Annotated in this window: 17 protein-coding genes; 11 read left to right on the plus strand and 6 right to left on the minus strand. The window is 35.5% G+C overall.

Translation table 11 applies throughout. From position 1 onward, the window contains the following. Positions 1 to 8: 8 nt before the first annotated feature. On the minus strand, positions 9 to 740 hold the full coding sequence (locus HMPREF1052_RS07325; RefSeq protein ID WP_005760980.1) for a substrate-binding domain-containing protein: 732 nt from the start codon (positions 738 to 740) through the stop codon (positions 9 to 11). Then, positions 730 to 1,782: an ABC transporter substrate-binding protein gene (locus tag HMPREF1052_RS07330; RefSeq protein ID WP_005761086.1), complete on the minus strand. Its 1,053-nt coding sequence runs from the start codon at positions 1,780 to 1,782 to the stop codon at positions 730 to 732. Before HMPREF1052_RS07330 ends, HMPREF1052_RS07325 begins: the two co-directional genes overlap by 11 nt. A 275-nt stretch (positions 1,783 to 2,057) precedes the next feature. On the opposite strand from HMPREF1052_RS07330, the gene proQ reads away from it, so the two are divergent. The 11 genes from proQ (at position 2,058) to HMPREF1052_RS07385 (ending at position 16,037) form a co-directional block, all read left to right on the plus strand. After that, a complete protein-coding gene (proQ, locus tag HMPREF1052_RS07335) occupies positions 2,058 to 2,720 on the plus strand; it encodes an RNA chaperone ProQ (protein WP_005761076.1) in 663 nt (220 codons plus the stop codon). 94 nt (positions 2,721 to 2,814) lie between these two features. Further along, positions 2,815 to 4,956: a carboxy terminal-processing peptidase gene (gene prc / locus HMPREF1052_RS07340; protein WP_005760990.1), complete on the plus strand. Its 2,142-nt coding sequence runs from the start codon at positions 2,815 to 2,817 to the stop codon at positions 4,954 to 4,956. 84 nt (positions 4,957 to 5,040) lie between these two features. Next, positions 5,041 to 6,504 (plus strand): L,D-transpeptidase family protein, encoded by a 1,464-nt coding sequence (locus HMPREF1052_RS07345; RefSeq protein WP_005761030.1) that lies wholly within the window; start codon positions 5,041 to 5,043, stop codon positions 6,502 to 6,504. 117 nt (positions 6,505 to 6,621) lie between these two features. After that, on the plus strand, positions 6,622 to 7,182 hold the full coding sequence (locus tag HMPREF1052_RS07350; RefSeq protein ID WP_005761062.1) for a YcbK family protein: 561 nt from the start codon (positions 6,622 to 6,624) through the stop codon (positions 7,180 to 7,182). Positions 7,183 to 7,291: 109 nt separating this feature from the next. Further along, positions 7,292 to 7,921: an MBL fold metallo-hydrolase gene (locus tag HMPREF1052_RS07355; RefSeq protein WP_005761057.1), complete on the plus strand. Its 630-nt coding sequence runs from the start codon at positions 7,292 to 7,294 to the stop codon at positions 7,919 to 7,921. Between the two features lie 161 nt (positions 7,922 to 8,082). Next, entirely contained in the window at positions 8,083 to 8,748 is a 666-nt protein-coding gene (locus HMPREF1052_RS07360) for a ComEA family DNA-binding protein (protein WP_005760986.1), read from the plus strand. A gap of 379 nt (positions 8,749 to 9,127) precedes the next feature. Continuing rightward, positions 9,128 to 11,932: a 2-oxoglutarate dehydrogenase E1 component gene (gene sucA, locus HMPREF1052_RS07365; RefSeq protein ID WP_005761046.1), complete on the plus strand. Its 2,805-nt coding sequence runs from the start codon at positions 9,128 to 9,130 to the stop codon at positions 11,930 to 11,932. Between the two features lie 23 nt (positions 11,933 to 11,955). Then, positions 11,956 to 13,176: a 2-oxoglutarate dehydrogenase complex dihydrolipoyllysine-residue succinyltransferase gene (gene odhB, locus HMPREF1052_RS07370; RefSeq protein WP_005760975.1), complete on the plus strand. Its 1,221-nt coding sequence runs from the start codon at positions 11,956 to 11,958 to the stop codon at positions 13,174 to 13,176. A 127-nt stretch (positions 13,177 to 13,303) separates the two neighbouring features. After that, positions 13,304 to 14,470 (plus strand): ADP-forming succinate--CoA ligase subunit beta, encoded by a 1,167-nt coding sequence (gene sucC, locus HMPREF1052_RS07375; protein WP_005760988.1) that lies wholly within the window; start codon positions 13,304 to 13,306, stop codon positions 14,468 to 14,470. Between the two features lies 1 nt (position 14,471). Next, positions 14,472 to 15,341: a succinate--CoA ligase subunit alpha gene (sucD, locus tag HMPREF1052_RS07380; RefSeq protein WP_005760983.1), complete on the plus strand. Its 870-nt coding sequence runs from the start codon at positions 14,472 to 14,474 to the stop codon at positions 15,339 to 15,341. A gap of 129 nt (positions 15,342 to 15,470) precedes the next feature. Further along, a complete protein-coding gene (locus HMPREF1052_RS07385) occupies positions 15,471 to 16,037 on the plus strand; it encodes a DUF5358 domain-containing protein (protein WP_005761009.1) in 567 nt (188 codons plus the stop codon). A gap of 79 nt (positions 16,038 to 16,116) precedes the next feature. On the opposite strand, the gene HMPREF1052_RS07390 is transcribed toward HMPREF1052_RS07385, so the two are convergent. From HMPREF1052_RS07390 to HMPREF1052_RS07405, 4 genes are all read right to left on the minus strand, one after another. After that, positions 16,117 to 16,779 (minus strand): NAD(P)H-dependent oxidoreductase, encoded by a 663-nt coding sequence (locus HMPREF1052_RS07390; protein ID WP_005761050.1) that lies wholly within the window; start codon positions 16,777 to 16,779, stop codon positions 16,117 to 16,119. Positions 16,780 to 16,907: 128 nt separating this feature from the next. Beyond that, positions 16,908 to 17,879: a ferrochelatase gene (gene hemH, locus HMPREF1052_RS07395; protein ID WP_040596424.1), complete on the minus strand. Its 972-nt coding sequence runs from the start codon at positions 17,877 to 17,879 to the stop codon at positions 16,908 to 16,910. Further along, positions 17,876 to 18,298 carry a hotdog fold thioesterase gene (locus tag HMPREF1052_RS07400; RefSeq protein ID WP_005761026.1) on the minus strand — a complete coding sequence of 141 codons (423 nt, stop codon included), beginning with the start codon at positions 18,296 to 18,298 and terminating at the stop codon, positions 17,876 to 17,878. Before HMPREF1052_RS07400 ends, hemH begins: the two co-directional genes overlap by 4 nt. A 10-nt stretch (positions 18,299 to 18,308) precedes the next feature. Further along, positions 18,309 to 19,082: a TOBE domain-containing protein gene (locus HMPREF1052_RS07405; protein WP_005761041.1), complete on the minus strand. Its 774-nt coding sequence runs from the start codon at positions 19,080 to 19,082 to the stop codon at positions 18,309 to 18,311. Positions 19,083 to 19,172: the final 90 nt, after the last annotated feature.

Below are 19,172 nucleotides of genomic sequence, written 5' to 3' on the forward strand. Positions count from 1 at the left end.
GGATATGGTTAATCTTTTGTTTGAATCATAAAGCCTTGAGATTGAATGATCGCTTGTGCTTGTGATGAAGCAAGATAATGATAAAATCTCATGGCATTTTGATTTAGCAAACCACAGCTATAGTTTGCCATAATAGAAAACTCAGCTGGCAATGATTTAATTATAAATGCGCTATTATGTTTTAATTGTTTACGGTAATGTGCATAGCCAATAAACATATCAATCGGATAATGTTGTAATAAATAACAGCTTGCCAATTCGCCTTGTGGAATTTTTACGCTATTTCTTCCACCCACTAACTGATATGCATGATTTTTTAAGCGATTTCCATGAGTTGGGTAGGCCTGTTCAATTTTTTCAAATAATTGCCAACTATAATCACCACTAGGATCACAAATTGGAGTTGAGGTGCCTACTCGTAGGTTAGGATTGAGTAATAAATCTAAGGCAGAACATTCTTTATATTCAGCTTTATTAAGTAAAGTGAGACATAGCTGATTTTGAGCAATAATTTGTGAATGTGAAATTTTATGTTGTGCTTCTAACTGTTCTATTTGTTTGGTATCTGCACTAATAAAAAGATCACAATTTTCACCTTGCTCAATCCTTTCACGTAATAACCCAGCAGGGCCAAATATGGTTCTGAGTTTAATTATAGGCATATTCCAGTGCTTGATTAATTCAAGTAGTGCAGGATGGAAACTGCCTGCACTCAAGATGGTAATTTGATTATTTTGCATTGGTGTCTTGGTAATTTGTGCGGTAGAATTTTTGATAATAATCTTGCACCATTTTATCTAAATCAAGATCTGCAAAAACTTCAGGATAAAGCTTCTTTGCTACCCATAACTCACCTAAAGCAATAGCCTCTGGCATTGGATAACCCCAAGCTTTAGCATATTCTGGCATTAAATAGACTTTGCCATTTTTAACAGCAGAAATAGTTTTCCATTCTGCGGCTTGAGTAATTTCTGAGACGACTTCTGGATAACGATCTTGTACAAAAATCACATCAGGATTCCAATTTAAAACAGTTTCCATAGAAACTTTTTGAAAACCTTTGAGAGCCTCTGCAGCGACATTGTAAGCTCCAGCATGTTGCATCATCAGCCCTGTATATTTTCCAGAGCCATAAGTTTCTAAATTAGGATTTGCTATATAGGTTTTTACTCGTTGTTCAGCTTTTAATTGCTTTAAACGTTCATTGAGCAATTGGCGATGGCTAAATGCGGTGTTAATTAATGCCTCCCCATTGTTTTGTTTTTCAAAGACATTTGCAATAAGGCGAATTCCTTTTTTTAACCCTTCATTATAAGCATCGTCTTCATTTGACAAAGTTGGATTAAGTTTAGAAGCTTCTTGAGTATTATCTTTGCGTAGTGAGATTGCAATAACAGGAATACCAACAGAGGTGATTTTCTCTATATTATCTTGTGGAAAATAATTAGTTACAAAGACCACATCAGGTTTTAAGCTTAATAAGCTTTCTATATTGACGGTTTTTAAGTCTCCAGGTGTTGCGAGTTTTGTTAATTCTGGTGCTAATCTCGCAAATCCTTTGCCTAAAGCACTGTCCCATTTATCTAAAATACCTACAATTTGTTTAGTGGCATCTAGCTGAACCGCAATATTTAAGGTTTGATGTTGTAAGATGACGGCTCTCTCAATATGATCTGGAATGATGACTTGGCGATTTAATTGGTCGGTAATAGTGCGGTTTGCAAGAGTTACATTGCTTACTAAACAAGCGAGCAAACCTAAAATGAGTGAAGGTTTAAACATAGTGAATCCTTTGCGTTAGGAAGATGAAATTTCATTATATACTTGAATATATTTTGCTAAAAGAAATTTTTATTTATGGTTTATGAGCAAGCAGATATAGGGTGAAAGTCATATGTTCGAATACTGAAAAAGTGCGGGTTAATTTAATAAATTTTTGAAAAAATTGTATGGTAACTGTGATTATTAATTGTCATTCTTTCAGAAAGTAAGATAAAATGCGTAAGATTATTTTTTCATAATAAACATACACTAAGTGTTGTTCAGGATACTAAACCATGACAGAAATTCAAACAAACCTTCAATTTGAATCGCAAAAATTAACAAATAACAAAGATATCATTGCGTATTTAGCCGAAAAATTTCCGCTATGTTTTTCAGTTGAGGGGGAAGCGAAACCACTTAAAGTTGGTCTTTTTCAAGATTTAGCTGAAGCATTAAAAGATGATGAACGAGTAAGTAAAACACAACTTCGTCATGCATTACGTCAATATACGTCAAATTGGCGCTATTTACATGGCTGCCGTTTGGGGGTGGAACGTGTCGATTTACAAGGAAATCCAACAGGTGCATTAGAACAAGAACATGTGGATCACGCACAACAACAATTAGCTGAAGCAAAAGCTAAATTTGCAGAGAAACGTGCGGCAGAAAAAGCTGCGAGTCCTAAACCAACTAAAAAACGCCCAATGCGTAAACCTGCAGATAAAGCAGATAAAATGGCTCGTAAATCGGCGAAATCAAAAACTACCGAACGTCAACCTAAAGTGGAATTGAAAGCGCTTGATGTAGCAAGTTTACAAAAAGGTAAACAAGTAAAAGTAAAAGTTGGGGATTCTGCTAAATCAGCGGTGATCCTTGAAATTGTAAAAGAGAGTGCTCGTGTTGAATTAGATAATGGTCTAGTTTTAACGGTTACTGCAGATCGTTTATTTGCATAATTGATCTCAATTAGCGTCGCATATTTAATGCGACGCCATAAATACATCCCGAGTTTTACTCATGAGATGTTTTTCTTTTATTAGGAAAGTCTAAATGAAGTTGAATAAATCTAAAACTTATCTAGCCGCCTTGATTGTTGGTTCATTAATTGGCATCAGTGGGAATGCGTTAGCTGTACGTCCAACATTAAAAGCAACAGATATTGTGATACCAACCCCGACAGAAGAAAATAGTTTGGCAACTAAGCGAGCAACCACAAGGCTCACGCAATCACATTATCGAAAATTTCAGTTGGATGATGCATTTTCACAGAAGATCTTTGCGCGCTATTTAGATTTTTTAGATTATAGTCATAATTTATTTATTCAATCTGATATCGATGATATGCGTACTAAGTATGTGAATCTATTGGATGATGAATTCAATGAAGGTAAGTTAGATGTGGCATTTAGCATGTATCAATTAATGACAAAACGTCGTTATGAGCGTTATGAATATGCCCTTTCTTTATTAGACAAAGAACCTAGCTTAACTGGTGATGATCAAATTGAGATTGACCGTAAAAAAGCAGCTTGGCCTGTGACCACGGAAGATGCTAATAAGCTTTGGGAACAACGTGTCAAAAATGATATCATTGATTTAAAACTAAAAGATAAAAAATGGTCTGAAATTAAGAAAACATTGACGAAACGTTACAATTTAGCGATTCGTCGTTTAACACAGACTAAGCTTGATGATATTACTCAATTGTTCTTAAACGCATTTGCTCGTGAAATTGATCCTCATACAAGTTATTTAGCACCTCGTACGGCGAAAAGTTTTAATGAAAGTATGAATCTTTCATTAGAAGGGATTGGCGCAACTTTACAACAAGAAGATGATATTACTGTGATTAAATCCTTAGTCGCAGGTGCGCCAGCTGATCGCAGTAAAAAAATTAAAGCAGGTGATAAGATTATTGGTGTTGGTCAAGCTAAAGGTGAAATTGAAGATGTCGTTGGCTGGCGTTTAGAAGATGTGGTTGATAAGATCAAAGGTAAAAAAGGTTCAACAGTCCGTTTAGAAATTGAACCTGCTAAGGGCGGAAAAACAAAAATTATTACCTTAGTACGTGATAAGGTTCGTATTGAGGATAGTGCGGCTAAATTAACAGTAGAAAAAGTGAATGGAGAGAATGTTGCCGTTATTAAAATTCCTACTTTCTATATTGGTTTAACTGCGGATGTACGTAAATTGTTAGCTCAAATGAATGCTAAAAAGGCGACTTCATTGATTATTGATTTACGTGAAAATGGTGGTGGTGCATTAACTGAAGCTGTTGAATTAAGTGGTCTGTTTATTAAAGATGGTCCAGTGGTACAAGTACGTGATGCTTATAACCGTATTCGTGTACACGAAGATCCTGATAATGCTCAAGTCTATTCAGGTCCTTTATTAGTGATGATAAATCGTTATAGTGCTTCAGCATCAGAAATTTTCTCTGCCGCTATGCAAGACTATAACCGTGGTATCATTATTGGACAAAATACTTTCGGTAAAGGTACTGTACAACAAAGTCGTTCATTAAACTTTGTTTATGATCTTGATCAAAAACCTCTAGGCTTTATTCAATACACTATCCAAAAATTCTATCGTATTAATGGTGGTAGTACCCAATTAAAAGGCGTTGCAGCAGATATTGATTTTCCTGCGATTATTGATGCAAAAGAAAATGGTGAAGAGAAAGAGGATAATGCATTACCTTGGGATAAAATTCCTTCTGCAACCTATTCTCAAGTTGCTAATGCCCGCAATGCTGTTGCGTTATTAAAAGCTAAACATGAACAACGTATAGCAAAAGATCCTGAGTTTATTGCATTAGCTGAGGATTTAAAAGTTCGTGATGAGCGAAGAGAACGCAAGTTCTTATCGTTGAATTACGATAAACGCAAAGCAGAAAATGATAAAGATGATGCACGACGCTTAAAGGCATTAAATGAACGTTTTGCTCGCGAGGGTAAAAAATCATTAAAAGATATTAATGATTTACCTAAAGATTATGAAGCACCTGATTTTTTCTTAAAAGAAGCGGAAAAAATGGCTGTAGATTTAGTGAAATTTGAAGCTGAAAATGCGACAGAGACACCTAAATCTGAGGGGCAAGATAATCCTGAAAAAACAACAACGGATGTAAAAGCTGAAAAGGAAAACGCAGCAGATAAATCAACGGATGATAAACCTTCAGACAATAAATAATTTCTACCCGATTAATAGGAATGTTGGCTATGATTCCTATGAGTATTGTTATTGATCATACAAAGATCATTTAAAGGAACTCTAATGTATAGAAAATCTACGTTGAAATTAGCTCAGTTAGCAATTTTAATTTCAGGTTTATGTTCAAGTTGTGCAATTAATGACTATATCCATCCGAATATCTCTGATAAAGACAGTATCGATGTGGATTTAGCAAATAAACAAATTGAACAACAAAAAAAAGCAGAAGAAGCACTTATTGCAGCTGAAAAACAGCAGCAAGCTGAGGCTAAATTAACAGAGCTGTTATGGCCACGTGAAATTCAATTTAAGTCATCGGTAGCAAAGATTTACGCAGATAATGAATACGAATTGCTATGGGCTGATAAGGCGGCTGAGCAATATTTCTTAAAGGAATATGCGCTTATGGTGGCAAGTGGAATTTCTTCTCACTCAGCACGTTCCTTAGATACAATCAGTTTGACAGATCCAGCGGATAAACTTGCTTATGATGTTTTATTGACTGATGCTTTTTTAGATTATATGTACTATGCTCAGAATGTTTCTCATTCCGCGCAAAGCTGGCTCTATTCAGTTAATGCTTATAAGCCAAGTCAACCTAATGAAGAACAAATTATGGTATGGCTAAGTGCGGTTAAAAATAATCAAAATTTAAATTATTTGCATGGATTAAACACAGATAATTCGCTATATCGTCAAACTATAGATAAGCTTGTATCATTAGTTTCTACAAACAAAGCTTCATTAGGTACAGAAAATCTTTATAAATTAGCAATTAATGTACAACGGTTACGTATTATTCCTAATTTTAATAATGGTATTTTTGTTAATATTCCAAGCTATCAACTTAATTATTACCGTGACGGTAAATTAATTCTCAACTCACGTGTGGTGGTAGGAAAAAATGAACGTCGCACACCTGTAATGTATAGTAAATTAAGTAATGTAGTAGTGAATCCACCATGGAATGCACCGATACGTTTAATCAATGAAGATATTGTGCCTAAAATTAAACGTAATCCAGGCTATTTAGAAAGCCATGGCTATAGCATTATTGATAGTAATGGTAATAAGGTAAATCCAAGCAATATTAATTGGGCAAGTATTGGCAGTAAATTCCCTTATCATATTCGTCAAGATGCTGGTGATAATAGCGCTCTAGGGCGTTTTAAGTTTAATATGCCAAGTAGTGATGCTATTTATTTACACGATACCCCAAATCATAGTATTTTTGATAAAAAAGATCGTGCCTTAAGTTCTGGTTGTGTACGTGTTGATAAATCCAACCAATTAGCAAGTATTTTGCTAAAAGAAGCGGGCTGGTCAGAAGAGAAAAAACAAAGTGTATTAGATAGTAAGAAAACAACGTCAGCAACAATTCGATCGGATAACCCTGTTTATTTGTATTATGTAACTAGTTGGGTTGAGAATGGAAAAATAAATTTATTACCTGATATTTATGGCTATGATTCTATTCGACAACCAAGTTATGTGAATTGGAATACGTTGAAAAAATATCTTCATTAATATTTTAATCGCACTTTTTCATATTTAAAAAGTGCGATTATTTTTACCCTTTTATGAACTTATAAACGAGACTTTGGTCGAAATTTTGTTAAATAATAAATCAAAGAGAAATTTAAAATGAGCAATGTTAATCATAGTCGCCGTAAATGGCTATCTTTAGGTGGCGTTGTTATAGGGGCAACAATGTTACCAAATTCAGTGTTAGCGATTTCTTCTACGCCAGCTCCACGGCTTTTGCGTCTTAGAAATGTTAATACTGGAGAGGTTTTTAATTCTGAAATGGGTTCAGGAAGAGAGCTTTCTTCATCTGCATTGCATAAGTTAAATTGGTTTTTACGTGATAAATATACCTCTCAAGTTCATCCGATGGATCCCCAGTTATTTTCAAAACTTTATGATATCCAAAGTAATTTAGGATTACGGAATACCGAAATTCAAATTATTTGTGGTTATCGTTGTCCATCTACTAATGCTAAAATGCATCGTCGTAGCCGTGGTGTAGCGAGTAATAGTTATCATGTTAAAGGTCAAGCTATTGATTTCCGTATTGATGGCGTTTCCTTGGCTAAAGTAAAAACTGCTGCTCAAAGTCTTAATAATGGTGGGGTTGGTTATTACCCTGTCAGTAATTTTGTTCATATTGATACGGGACCAGTAAGAACTTGGTCTGGAAGTTAATCCAAAAAAATGGTGCCATAAGGCACCATTTTTATCTTCATCCATTTATTAATTGAATTGAGTTAATTACAATAGAGAAATAAATTTTAATTCGTTGAGCAACACATATATGAATATTGATATTATTCCTGTTACTACTTTCCAACAAAATTGTTCATTAATTTGGGATGATGATAAGAATGCCGCTATCATTGATCCTGGCGGTGAAGCGCAAAAATTAATTAAAAAAATTGAAGATGATGGCTTAAAACTGCAAAAAATTCTTCTGACTCATGGGCATTTAGATCATGTGGGAGCTGCATTATCTCTGAAGAAGCATTTTAATGTGGATATTATTGGTCCTCATGAAGATGATGTATTTTGGTTTGAAAGCTTACTGACTCAATCAGAACAATTTGGGCTGTTTGGATCAGAATCTTTTTTACCTGATAGATGGTTAAATCAAGAACATGAAATCATTGAAGTGGGTAGTTTACAGCTAGAGGTTATTCATTTACCAGGACATACACCAGGTCATATTGGTTTTCTAGAACATAGTAATACAGTTGCGTTTACAGGTGATGTACTGTTTCGTAATAGTATTGGTAGAACTGATTTTCCAGGCGGTAGTCATGAAGATTTGATGTCTTCTATTAAAGAAAAATTATTACCACTGGGAGATGATTGGATTATTATTGCAGGTCATGGTCCTTATACTACCATTGGGGCAGAAAGAAAAAGTAATCCATTTTTGAAATAAATAAGTTAATTTGAAGGCGACATAATAGTTGCCTTTTTCTTTATTATTATTTTGATCAATGATTGGAACTTAAGATAACTAATATAGTCTTATAGTTAAGCAATTTAGCTTGGTTCTCGAATAATTTCGAGATAGTTAATTATTATTATCAAGGATCTTCAATGAAAGCTCTTAAATCAATTTTAGCATTAAGTTTAGGTTTAGCCTTATCAACTTCAGTATTGGCAGCAGAGTCATCAAGCAATGTATTTTCTGATGCTAAAGATGTCGCTAAAACGACAAAAGAACAAGTCGTCTCTGTAAAGAAATCAGCAGCAGATAAATTAGCTTCATCAAAATCATCTACTGCAGATTCCACAATGGATAAAGTGAATTCGGCAAAAGAAAAAGCCAATTTAGCTAAAAATTCTGTTACAGATAAAGCATCTAGTGTAAAAGAGAAAGCAGGCTCTATGAAAGAGGCTAATGCAGAAAAAGTATCTGTAATTAAAGAAAAAGCAAGTTCTATGAAAGAATCTGCGACAGAGAAAATGAAAAACATGAAAGATAATGCGACTGAACATAAACATTCAAGTGTAGAAAAAGTGAGTAATCAGAAAGAAAAACTCACCTCAAGCACTAAAGTAAGCCCATCTTCTAAAATTAATATCAATACAGCAGATGCTGAAACTTTACAAAGCTTAACAGGTATTGGTGAAGTAAAAGCTCAAGCCATTATCGATTATCGTAAAAAAGTAGGTAAAATTAAAAATGCCTCCGAATTATCTAACATTAATGGGATTGGTGAGGTAACGGTAGAAAAAATCGCCCCTTATCTCAGTTTCTAATTTCTATTATGAATAATTAATTCATTAAAGCTCGCAAAGTGCGGGCTTTTTTTTATAAATTTTGCTAGATTTAGAATGGGATGAGATAGGGATATTATGTCAAAGTATTTTTACTTTTTTATGAATTGAAAAGTAAAGCTTTATTAAATTTGTGATGTATGTTGCATTTTTGTAAAAAAATCAATAAGAATAGGAAAAGTCTCTATTTTTTAAGTATGATGTTTAGTATGCTAAAAGAAAACATATTTCTTGGCTAATCCCATGTATAATAAATTATTCCGCTAAAAATACTTAATGAAGTGGAATTTGAAATTTGTATTGTTAAGTCTTTTTAGCATTTATAAAAAGTAAAAGCGTTAAAATAATTAACAGGTGTTTTATGCAACAGAATAGTCCATTTTATGAGTGGTTAGCGACAACAGCTTTAGGTGGCGCAAACCAGTCTTATATTGAAGAACTTTATGAAGATTATCTTCATGATCCTAACAGTGTCGAAGAAAGTTGGCGTAATACTTTCGATGCCTTACCCAAATCCTCCACAGCTGAACAATCCCATTCTCAAATCAGAAGTTATTTTCAAGAACTCGCTCGAGATAATTCTCAATTAGGTATTACGAGTGTTGTTGATCCTGATGTCAGTAAACGATTTGTTAAAGTATTACAGTGGGTGAATGCTCATCGTAATCGAGGTCATTTACATGCTAATCTTGACCCATTAAATTTATGGCAGCGTATGGATGCGCCTACTTTAGATTATAAATTTTATGGCTTTACGGATAATGATTTAGATGAAGAATTTGATTTGGGTCAGTATGTTTATAATAAAGAGAAAATAACGTTACGTGAATTAGCCTATGCATTAAAGAATACTTATTGTACAACTATTGGTCTAGAATTCATGCATGTTAATGATCTAGAAGCACGCACTTGGTTACAGCGTAAAGTTGAAAATTTATTAAATAAACCTTTATTTTCTAAGCATGAACAAGTTAAATTTCTTGAAGAACTTACCGCAGCAGATGGTTTAGAGCGTTATTTAGGCGCAAGATTTCCAGGAGCTAAACGTTTTTCTTTAGAAGGGAGTGATGCTTTTATTCCTTTAATGAAAGAAATTATTCGCCATGGTGCAAAAAATGGTGTGAAAGAAATAGTCATGGGAATGGCTCATCGTGGACGTTTGAATATGCTGGTAAATGTCCTAGGTAAGAAACCCGCTAATTTATTTGATGAATTTGCAGGAAAACATCATGGTAATGGTACTGGCGATGTGAAATATCACCAAGGTTATTCCTCTGAATTTATGACTGAAAATGGTTTGGTACATTTAGCTTTAGCTTTCAACCCTTCTCATCTTGAAATTGTTAGTCCTGTAGTAGCAGGCTCAGTGCGAGCAAGGCAAAAACGTATTGGTGACGATAAATTTACAAAAGTATTACCAATAACCGTACATGGAGATTCTGCGGTTGTGGGACAAGGTGTGGTACAAGAGACTTTAAATATGTCATCCACACGAGGTTATACTGTAGGTGGCACGATTCGCATTGTAATTAATAACCAAATTGGATTTACCACTTCAAATACAAGAGACACTCGTTCTACAGAATATTGTACTGATATTGCTAAAATGATTGAAGCTCCAGTGATTCACGTGAATGGTGATGATCCTGAGGCTGTAGCTTATGCTGCACGTATGGCGGTGGAATATCGAACCTTATTTAAACGGGATATTTTCATTGATTTAGTTTCTTATCGTCGTCATGGACACAATGAAGCCGATGAGCCTTTGGTGACACAACCTGTAATGTATAAATTGATCAAACAACACCCAACACCTCGAGAAGTTTATGCAGAGCGTTTAGTCACTGAAGGTATTATTGATCAAGCTAAAGCTACAGAGTTAATGAATAATTATCGTGATGCTCTAGATCGAGGAGAATGTGTTGTACCCGAATGGCATCCATCAAATATAGAACGTTCAGATTGGAATCATTTCTTAACACAAGAATGGACAGCATATGAGGGGCATTTTGATCCAAAACGTTTCAAAGATCTTGCCAATAAAGTATGTGAATATCCTGAAACTCATCCCGTACATGCTCGGGTTGAAAAAATTTATGCAGATCGTTTATTAATGGCCAGTGGTGAAAAATTATTTGACTGGGGAATGGCTGAAACCATGGCTTATGCTACTTTACTCGATGAAGGGCATAGCATTCGTCTTTCAGGGGAAGATTCTGGACGGGGGACATTCTTTCACCGATTAGCTGTTTTGCATAATATTAATGAGCGTAAAGCCTATATTCCATTAATGAATTTACATAAAGCTCAAGGGCATTTTGAAGTATGGGATTCTGTTCTTTCTGAAGAAGCGGTATTAGCCTTTGAATATGGTTATGCCACCTCAGCACCAAAAACCTTAACGATTTGGGAGGCACAATTTGGTGATTTTGCAAATGGTGCACAAGTAGTTATAGACCAATTTATTAGTTCTGGAGAACAAAAATGGGGCAGAATGTGCGGACTTGTTTTATTATTACCCCATGGTTATGAAGGGCAAGGTCCAGAACATTCATCTGCTCGTGTTGAGCGTTATTTACAATTATGTGCACAACAGAATATGCAAGTTTGTGTACCTTCTACACCGGCGCAGATTTATCACTTACTGCGTCGCCAAATGTTACGAACTGTACGTCGTCCACTAATTGTGATTACACCAAAATCATTGTTACGTTACCCATTAGCGGTGTCTTCAATGGAAGAACTGGTCAATGGCACTTTCCAAAATGTCATTCCAGAAATAGATAATTTAGATCCAAAACAAGTCAAACGAGTGGTGTTCTGTGCAGGTAAAGTTTATTACGATTTGTTAGAACAACGCCGTAAAAATAATCAAGTAGATGTAGCGATTATTCGTATTGAACAGCTTTATCCTTATCCGCATGAAGAGATGCAAGAAATCTTAAAGGATTATGCTCATGTGACTGATTATATTTGGTGTCAAGAAGAGCCATTAAATCAGGGTGCTTGGTATTGTAGTCAACATAACTTTATTGCTAATTTGCCTGCGACAGGTAAATTACGTTATGTTGGACGTCCTGCTTCGGCATCTCCAGCGGTTGGCTATATTACATTACATAATGAACAACAAAAAGCGTTAGTGGCAGAAGCATTAGCGATCGAATAAAAATAAAGAATAAGGAATATAAAATGAGTAATTTTGAGATTATCACACCAGATTTACCAGAATCTGTAGCTGATGCTACGGTTGTGAAATGGCATAAATCAGTTGGGGATAAAGTACAACGTGATGAAGTATTAGTTGAAATAGAAACTGATAAAGTGGTGTTAGAAGTGCCAGCTTTGGCGGATGGCATTGTCGAATCAATCTCTGAAGCGGAAGGTGCAACAGTGGTAAGTAAGCAACTATTAGGTCGAGTAAGTGCTTTACCCGTAGGAGAGGTAACCGTGTCAGCAACTTCTCCTAAAGTGACTGAATCTAAAGAAGTAAGCCTTGATGATGTAGTCGCTTCAACAGATACCATCGGGCCCTCTATTCGTCGCTTATTAGCTGAACATGATTTAAAAGCAACGGATATTAAAGGTACAGGCCCTAATGGACGAATTACACGTGAAGATGTTGAGGCTGTACTTGCTAAGGATCATCAAACTACGCAAACTGCGGTACGAAAAACAGAAATTTCTGCGCCAAGCACAAGTGATATGGTAGGGAGAACAGAAAAACGAGTTCCAATGACGCGTTTACGTAAACGTATTGCGGAACGTCTTTTAGAAGTAAAAAATACAACGGCAATGCTCACAACTTTTAATGAAGTTGATATGCAACCAATTATGAGCTTACGTAAGAAATATGGCGAGAAATTCGAAAAACAACATGGTGTTCGTTTAGGATTTATGTCTTTTTATGTTAAGGCGGTTGTAGAAGCCTTAAAACGTTACGCCCAAATCAATGCGTCAATTGATGGAGACGATATTATTTATCATAATTATTTTGATATTAGTATTGCTGTTTCAACACCTAGAGGTTTAGTTACTCCAGTTATTCGTAATTGCGATAAACTTAGCATGGCTGAGATTGAGAAGGAAATTAAACTACTGGCAGAAAAAGGTCGTGATGGTAAATTGACAGTAGAAGATCTTACTGGTGGAAATTTCACTATCACTAATGGTGGTGTATTTGGTTCCTTAATGTCCACTCCAATTATCAATCCTCCACAAAGTGCAATTTTAGGAATGCATGCAATTAAAGACCGTCCTGTGGCAGTTGATGGGCAAGTCGTGATTCGACCGATGATGTATCTTGCGCTTTCTTATGATCATCGATTAATTGATGGTAAAGAGTCAGTAGGATTTTTAGTGGCGGTAAAAGAGTTACTTGAAGATCCAACGCGTTTATTATTAGAAATTTAATATTAGTATTTAATAAAGCAATCACATGTAAATGATGATTGCTTTTCGCTATCTACAAAAGTTTATAAAAACTTAATTTAAGCGTAAAAAAACTGGCGTATAGAATAAAAAAGCAAAAGGACGTTAAATGAATTTACATGAATACCAAGCAAAACAGATTTTTGCACAATATGGACTCCCTGTTAGCGAAGGCTATGCTTGTGATACCGTAGATGATGCAGTGCGTGCAACTCAGCGATTGGGTGGCGAACAGTGGGTGGCTAAATGTCAAGTTCATGCAGGTGGACGAGGAAAAGCTGGTGGGGTTAAAGTGGTCAAATCTGTAGATGAAGTGCGGTCTTTTTGTGAAAAATTTTTAGACCAACGCTTAGTCACATTTCAGACCGATAGCCATGGACAGCCTGTAAATTGTATTTATATAGAAGCCTGTGCCAATGTAAAAAAAGAACTTTACTTAGGTGCGGTGCTTGATCGTAGTTCGCAACGAGTAATATTCATGGTGTCTACGGAAGGTGGCATGAATATTGAAGAAGTTGCTGATAAAACTCCACATTTGCTACATAAAGTTGCTATTGATCCATTAGTGGGCGCTATGCCATATCAAGGTCGTGAACTCGCTTTCAAATTAGGTTTGCAAGGAAAACAAATTCAACAGTTCTCTCAAATTTTTTGTCAGTTAGGCAAACTATTTGTAGAAAAAGATCTCGCTTTACTGGAAATTAATCCATTAGTCATTCTTGATAATGACCAACTTCATTGTTTAGATGCTAAAATTGTCGTAGATAGTAATGCCTTATATCGCCAGCCAGAATTAAATGCTATGCGTGATATGAGTCAAGAAGATCCTCGTGAAGCCGCAGCAGAAGCATGGAATTTAAACTATGTTGCTTTAACAGGAAATATTGGTTGTATGGTGAATGGCGCAGGTCTTGCAATGGGAACCATGGATATTGTTAAATTGCATGGTGGGCAACCTGCTAATTTCCTTGATGTTGGCGGTGGAGCAACGAAAGAACGAGTCTCCGAAGCATTTAAAATTATTCTTTCTGATCAATCTGTTAAAGCCATTCTAGTGAATATTTTTGGTGGGATAGTTCGTTGTGACTTAATTGCAGAAGGTATAATTTCCGCAGTAAATGAAGTTGGCGTGAATGTTCCTGTTGTGGTTCGTTTAGAAGGAAATAATTCAGTATTAGGACGTGAAATATTGGTGAAAAGTAGCTTAAATATTATTGCTGCAACCAGTTTAACAGATGCTGCTATACAGGCAGTTAAGGCAGCAGAGGGTAAATAATATGGCGATTTTAATTAATAAAGATACGAAAGTCATTTGCCAAGGGTTTACAGGGGGACAAGGTACTTTTCATAGTGAACAAGCACTTGCCTATGGAACAAAATTAGTGGGTGGTGTTTCACCAGGTAAAGGCGGTACAACACATTTAGGTTTGCCAGTGTTTAATACTGTACGTGAGGCGGTTGAAAATACAGGCGCAACAGCTACAGTTATTTATGTGCCAGCACCTTTCTGTAAAGATGCGATTTTAGAAGCCATTGATGCAGGTATAGAATTAATTGTTTGTATTACAGAAGGCATACCTACTTTAGATATGTTACAAGTTAAACAAAAACTCAATCAAAGCAAGGTTGTTATGATTGGTCCAAATTGCCCTGGTATTATTGTCCCTGAACAGTGCAAAATCGGTATTATGCCTGGTAATATTCATCGAAAAGGTCGAGTAGGAATTGTTTCTCGTTCTGGCACGTTAACCTACGAAGCAGTAAAACAAACTACAGATCAATGTTTGGGGCAATCGGCTTGTGTTGGTATCGGTGGTGATCCGATTCCAGGTTCAAGTTTTATTGATATTTTAAAATTATATCAAGAGGATCCAGAAACTGAAGCAATAGTGATGATTGGAGAAATTGGTGGTTCGGCAGAAGAAGAGGCGGCTGAATTTATTAAAGCGCATATCACTAAACCGGTTGTTAGCTATATTGCTGGGATTACTGCGCCAAAAGGTAAACGTATGGGACATGCAGGCGCCATTATTAGCGGAGGAAAAGGTACTGCTGATGAGAAAATTGCGGCATTATCTTCAGCGGGAGTAACCTGTGTGAAAAGCCTTGCGGATATAGGCTCAACACTGAGTAAATTGCTGAAATAACTGAGAGTGTTCATATGTGCGGGTGAAATTTTTCAAATTTTGCCCGCACTTTATTTTGGTGAATTTCTCAATTACTGTTATGATAACAAAATTTTTAGTACTAGCTGTAACAAGTAGAAAAGGGAAGATATGTTAAAAAAAGTACTGTTAATGAGTTTTGTCATGGCTGCTGTGAGCTGTAGTTCTATTCAACAAGCACCTATTCCTGCTCAATTTGCTGGGGCAGATTATCAACTAGAAGATGTTGATGCAAAAAAATGGGTGGTTTTAGGTAATCAGGCTGAAAGTTGTATTTATCCAAATCTTACTCGTATTCAGCAGGAGCATTTTGCCAAAGAAGATGCTTATATTTATTCTCAATATGTGTTCTTCTATCCGCTTGAAGAGATTATCGGTAAGGATAATGTGAAAATTATCCAAGATGATACTAAATCAATGGATTATGTGACTTATCAATTTAAGAAATTTAGAGATAGTAAAGATTTACCGACAATAGATAAATTAACATCAGCACAATGTGAGGTGTTAAGAACTAAAGCTCGTAATGATCTTGCTGTGGTGAAAGGTCAGCACATTTCAGCTATGGTGGAAGAGCCGAAAACGACGACAGAAGGTAAATCGGGAGCCAAAGTGGGTACCGATGATAATAAATTCTTTTTTGATATCATTAAATGGGGTTCTGCCTTATTGCTTTAATGAAAAAGTATAAAGAAAAATGCGGTAAAAATTTTTAAAATTTCTACCGCACTTTTTTAGTTTATAAAGCGAGATAAGTTTATTCAACCCATTGAATGACATCTTCTGCCGGTTTTCGATATTTTTTCTTAAGCTCTTTGCTACGATAACCAAAAGTTACCATACAAGATACGCCATATTCTTTGGCATCAAACACGCCCTCTTCCGCTAAAATACGATTAACTTCATCATAATCAAAGCCTTCAATTGGGCAGGAATCAATGCCAATCATTGCCGCACCTGTCATCATATTTGCCAAGGCAATATAGGTTTGCTTGCTACACCAATCGAATAAGGTACGTTCACTTTCTAAGATTTTAATATCATGTTGTTGGAAATTTTTATAACGGGCTACGGTAGCTTGCAATTGTTCTTCCGTTAATCCTCGTTTTAGCAAGGAATCCCGTAAAAATGCTGAATCATAACGTGCATTTTTTTTCGCAAGAATAATTACTAAATGGCTGAGTTCATTCATTGGGTGCTTGATTCCCCAAGTCACAGGATGGAGTTTTTCTTGAATTTCATGATTTTGTAAAACCACAAATTTCCAAGGTTCAGACCCCACCGAACTTGGAGACAAACGACCTAATTCTAAAATATATTCCATATCCTGTTTAGAAATCTTTTTATTTGGATCGTAATAACGACATGCACAGCGGAATTTAAATGCATCTAAAACTTGTTGTTTTGTAATATTAGCCATAATGTTCTCTTTTTATTAACTTGTTCTTGCATAGGGCAAGAAAATGAATATTGCTTATAATTATAGCAAACTGCGGTGATTTTTTCGTAAATTTTATTGATAAAAAGGGTACATATTGTACCCTAAAATTATTTCATCCGATTCAAAATGAGGTTTGCTAAACATTCGATATGTTCAGGTGAATCATTTAATGCTGGAATATATTGATAACTTTCACCACCATGAGATAAGAAGGTTTCTTTATTTTCTTGTTCGATCTCTTCTAAGGTTTCTAAACAGTCTGAAGCAAAACCAGGGCAGATAATCGTAATTTTTTTGATGCCTTGTGAAGCTGCATTTTCTAGAAACTCATCAGTATAAGGTTGTAACCAAGGTTCTGAACCAAAACGAGATTGGAAAGTTTGTTTATATTGCTGCTCATTTAGATCCAGTTGTTTAACTACCGCTTGAACCGTTTCTTCACAATGTTGGCGATAGAAATCGCCTTGTCTTTCATAGCGTTCAGGAATTCCATGGAATGAAAAGAGTAGGGTTTCATCTGCTTGTAATTTTGGTTTAATGCTATTGGCTAAAGCATTAATATAAGCAGGATCAAGATGATAAGAATGAATAAATTCAAATGGCACAAGATAACGATGTGCTTTTAATGCATGAGCAAAAACATCTAATACGGGTGCTGTGGTCGTGCTACTATATTGAGGATAAAGTGGTAGTACGATAATTTTATCGACTTGTTGATTGAGCAAATTATCCACTGCACTTTGCATTGATGGATTACCGTAGGTCATGCCTAGTTCTACAACCACATTATCATAACGCTGTTGAATATATTCGGTAATTAATGCTTTTTGTTTTAATGAAATATCCAGTAATGGTGAACCTTGCTTAGTCCAAATTGCACGATAATTTTTTGCAATACGTTTTGAACGTAGTGGCAGAATAATGCTATTTAGTAAAGGCAACCATTTCCAACGGGGTAAATCTACCACCCGAATATCGCTTAAGAATTCCTTTAAATAACGACTTATCGCTTTTGGTGAAGGGCTATCTGGTGTTCCTAAATTAGCGAGTAAAATTCCAATTTTTGCTGATTTCATTATGATTTATTTATAATTGATAGGGTTAAACGAGTTGTACAACAAAGTTTATTTTCATCATTACTGATATCGATCTGCCATACTTGTAACGTTTTTCCTAATTTAATCGGAGTTGCTCGTGCTGTCACTAACCCAGAATAAGTAGGTCTTAAATGGCTTGCATTAATTTCACTCCCCACAGCAACTTGATGAGGCTCAAGACAGAGATTGCCAGCTAATGAACCTAGGCTTTCTGCTAAAGCGACGGAAAGCCCGCCATTGAGCAAGCCAAAAGGCTGTTTTGTTCGTTGATCTACAGGCATTGTTGCTTCAATCCAATTATCTCCGAATGCAGAGATTTTGATCCCCAAATGAGAGAGTGAATTATTTTCTCCAATTTGGTTAAGTTGCTTAAGGGAATAATCTGTTGTCCAAATACCCATAGTTATCCTTTTATAATGTGGCTAACACAATTTGTTCTGGATCTATATATAACCAGCGTGTTTCATTTAATTTTACATTTTCAGATTTTAAACAAGTTGCACAGAAATCCATTTCATTGTTTAGAGATAATTCAATTTCTTCCACATCGCCTTTATCTAGAATAGATGAAACGGTCGATTTGAAGTGATTTAATTTATCTTCAGGCTCTTCACGTTGTGTTTTTACCCAAGGTGCTTTAATCATCACCATCACTTCTTTGCCTAAAAATAATTTTAAACGAACCGCACTTTTTTCAGTAATAGAAGCGACTAATGGCTGACCTAAACCATTAATTTGGATTTCTACCCAACAGCGCACACCATCAATAGTTAATTTGCTGACTTTACCAAACAATTGATTACGTGCACTACTTTGTAATGAAAAACGTGCTGTTGCGGTTAACAAATTATCAAGTGGAATAGATTCATCTTTGAGAATAGCAAACGCCTTATCTTGGGTCTGTTCGAGCAAATCATAAAGTTGTAGTAAGCGTTCAGCATAAGTAGTTAACACGGTACCTCCGCCATTTTTCCCTCCGACATTACGTTCAAGTAATGGTTTAGGGCTAATTTGATTCATGGCTTCTAAGTGATCCCATGCACTTTTATAGCTTACTTTGGCATTTTTAGCGGCTTGGTTAATGGAATTGCATTTTTGAATTTCTTTAAGTAAGCGAACACGTTTAGGATCCACAAATAAGGTTTGATTTAATTTGATGGTCAATAAGATTTCAGTATTTAGCATATGAGTATTCTCTAGTGTGCCTAAATAAATAGAGGTAGTTTAACCATTTTAATAGAAAGTTAAATATTTATGTAGCTTTTATTTTTTTAT

The organism is Pasteurella bettyae CCUG 2042 (genome assembly GCF_000262245.1).
Lineage (GTDB): Bacteria > Pseudomonadota > Gammaproteobacteria > Enterobacterales > Pasteurellaceae > Basfia > Basfia bettyae.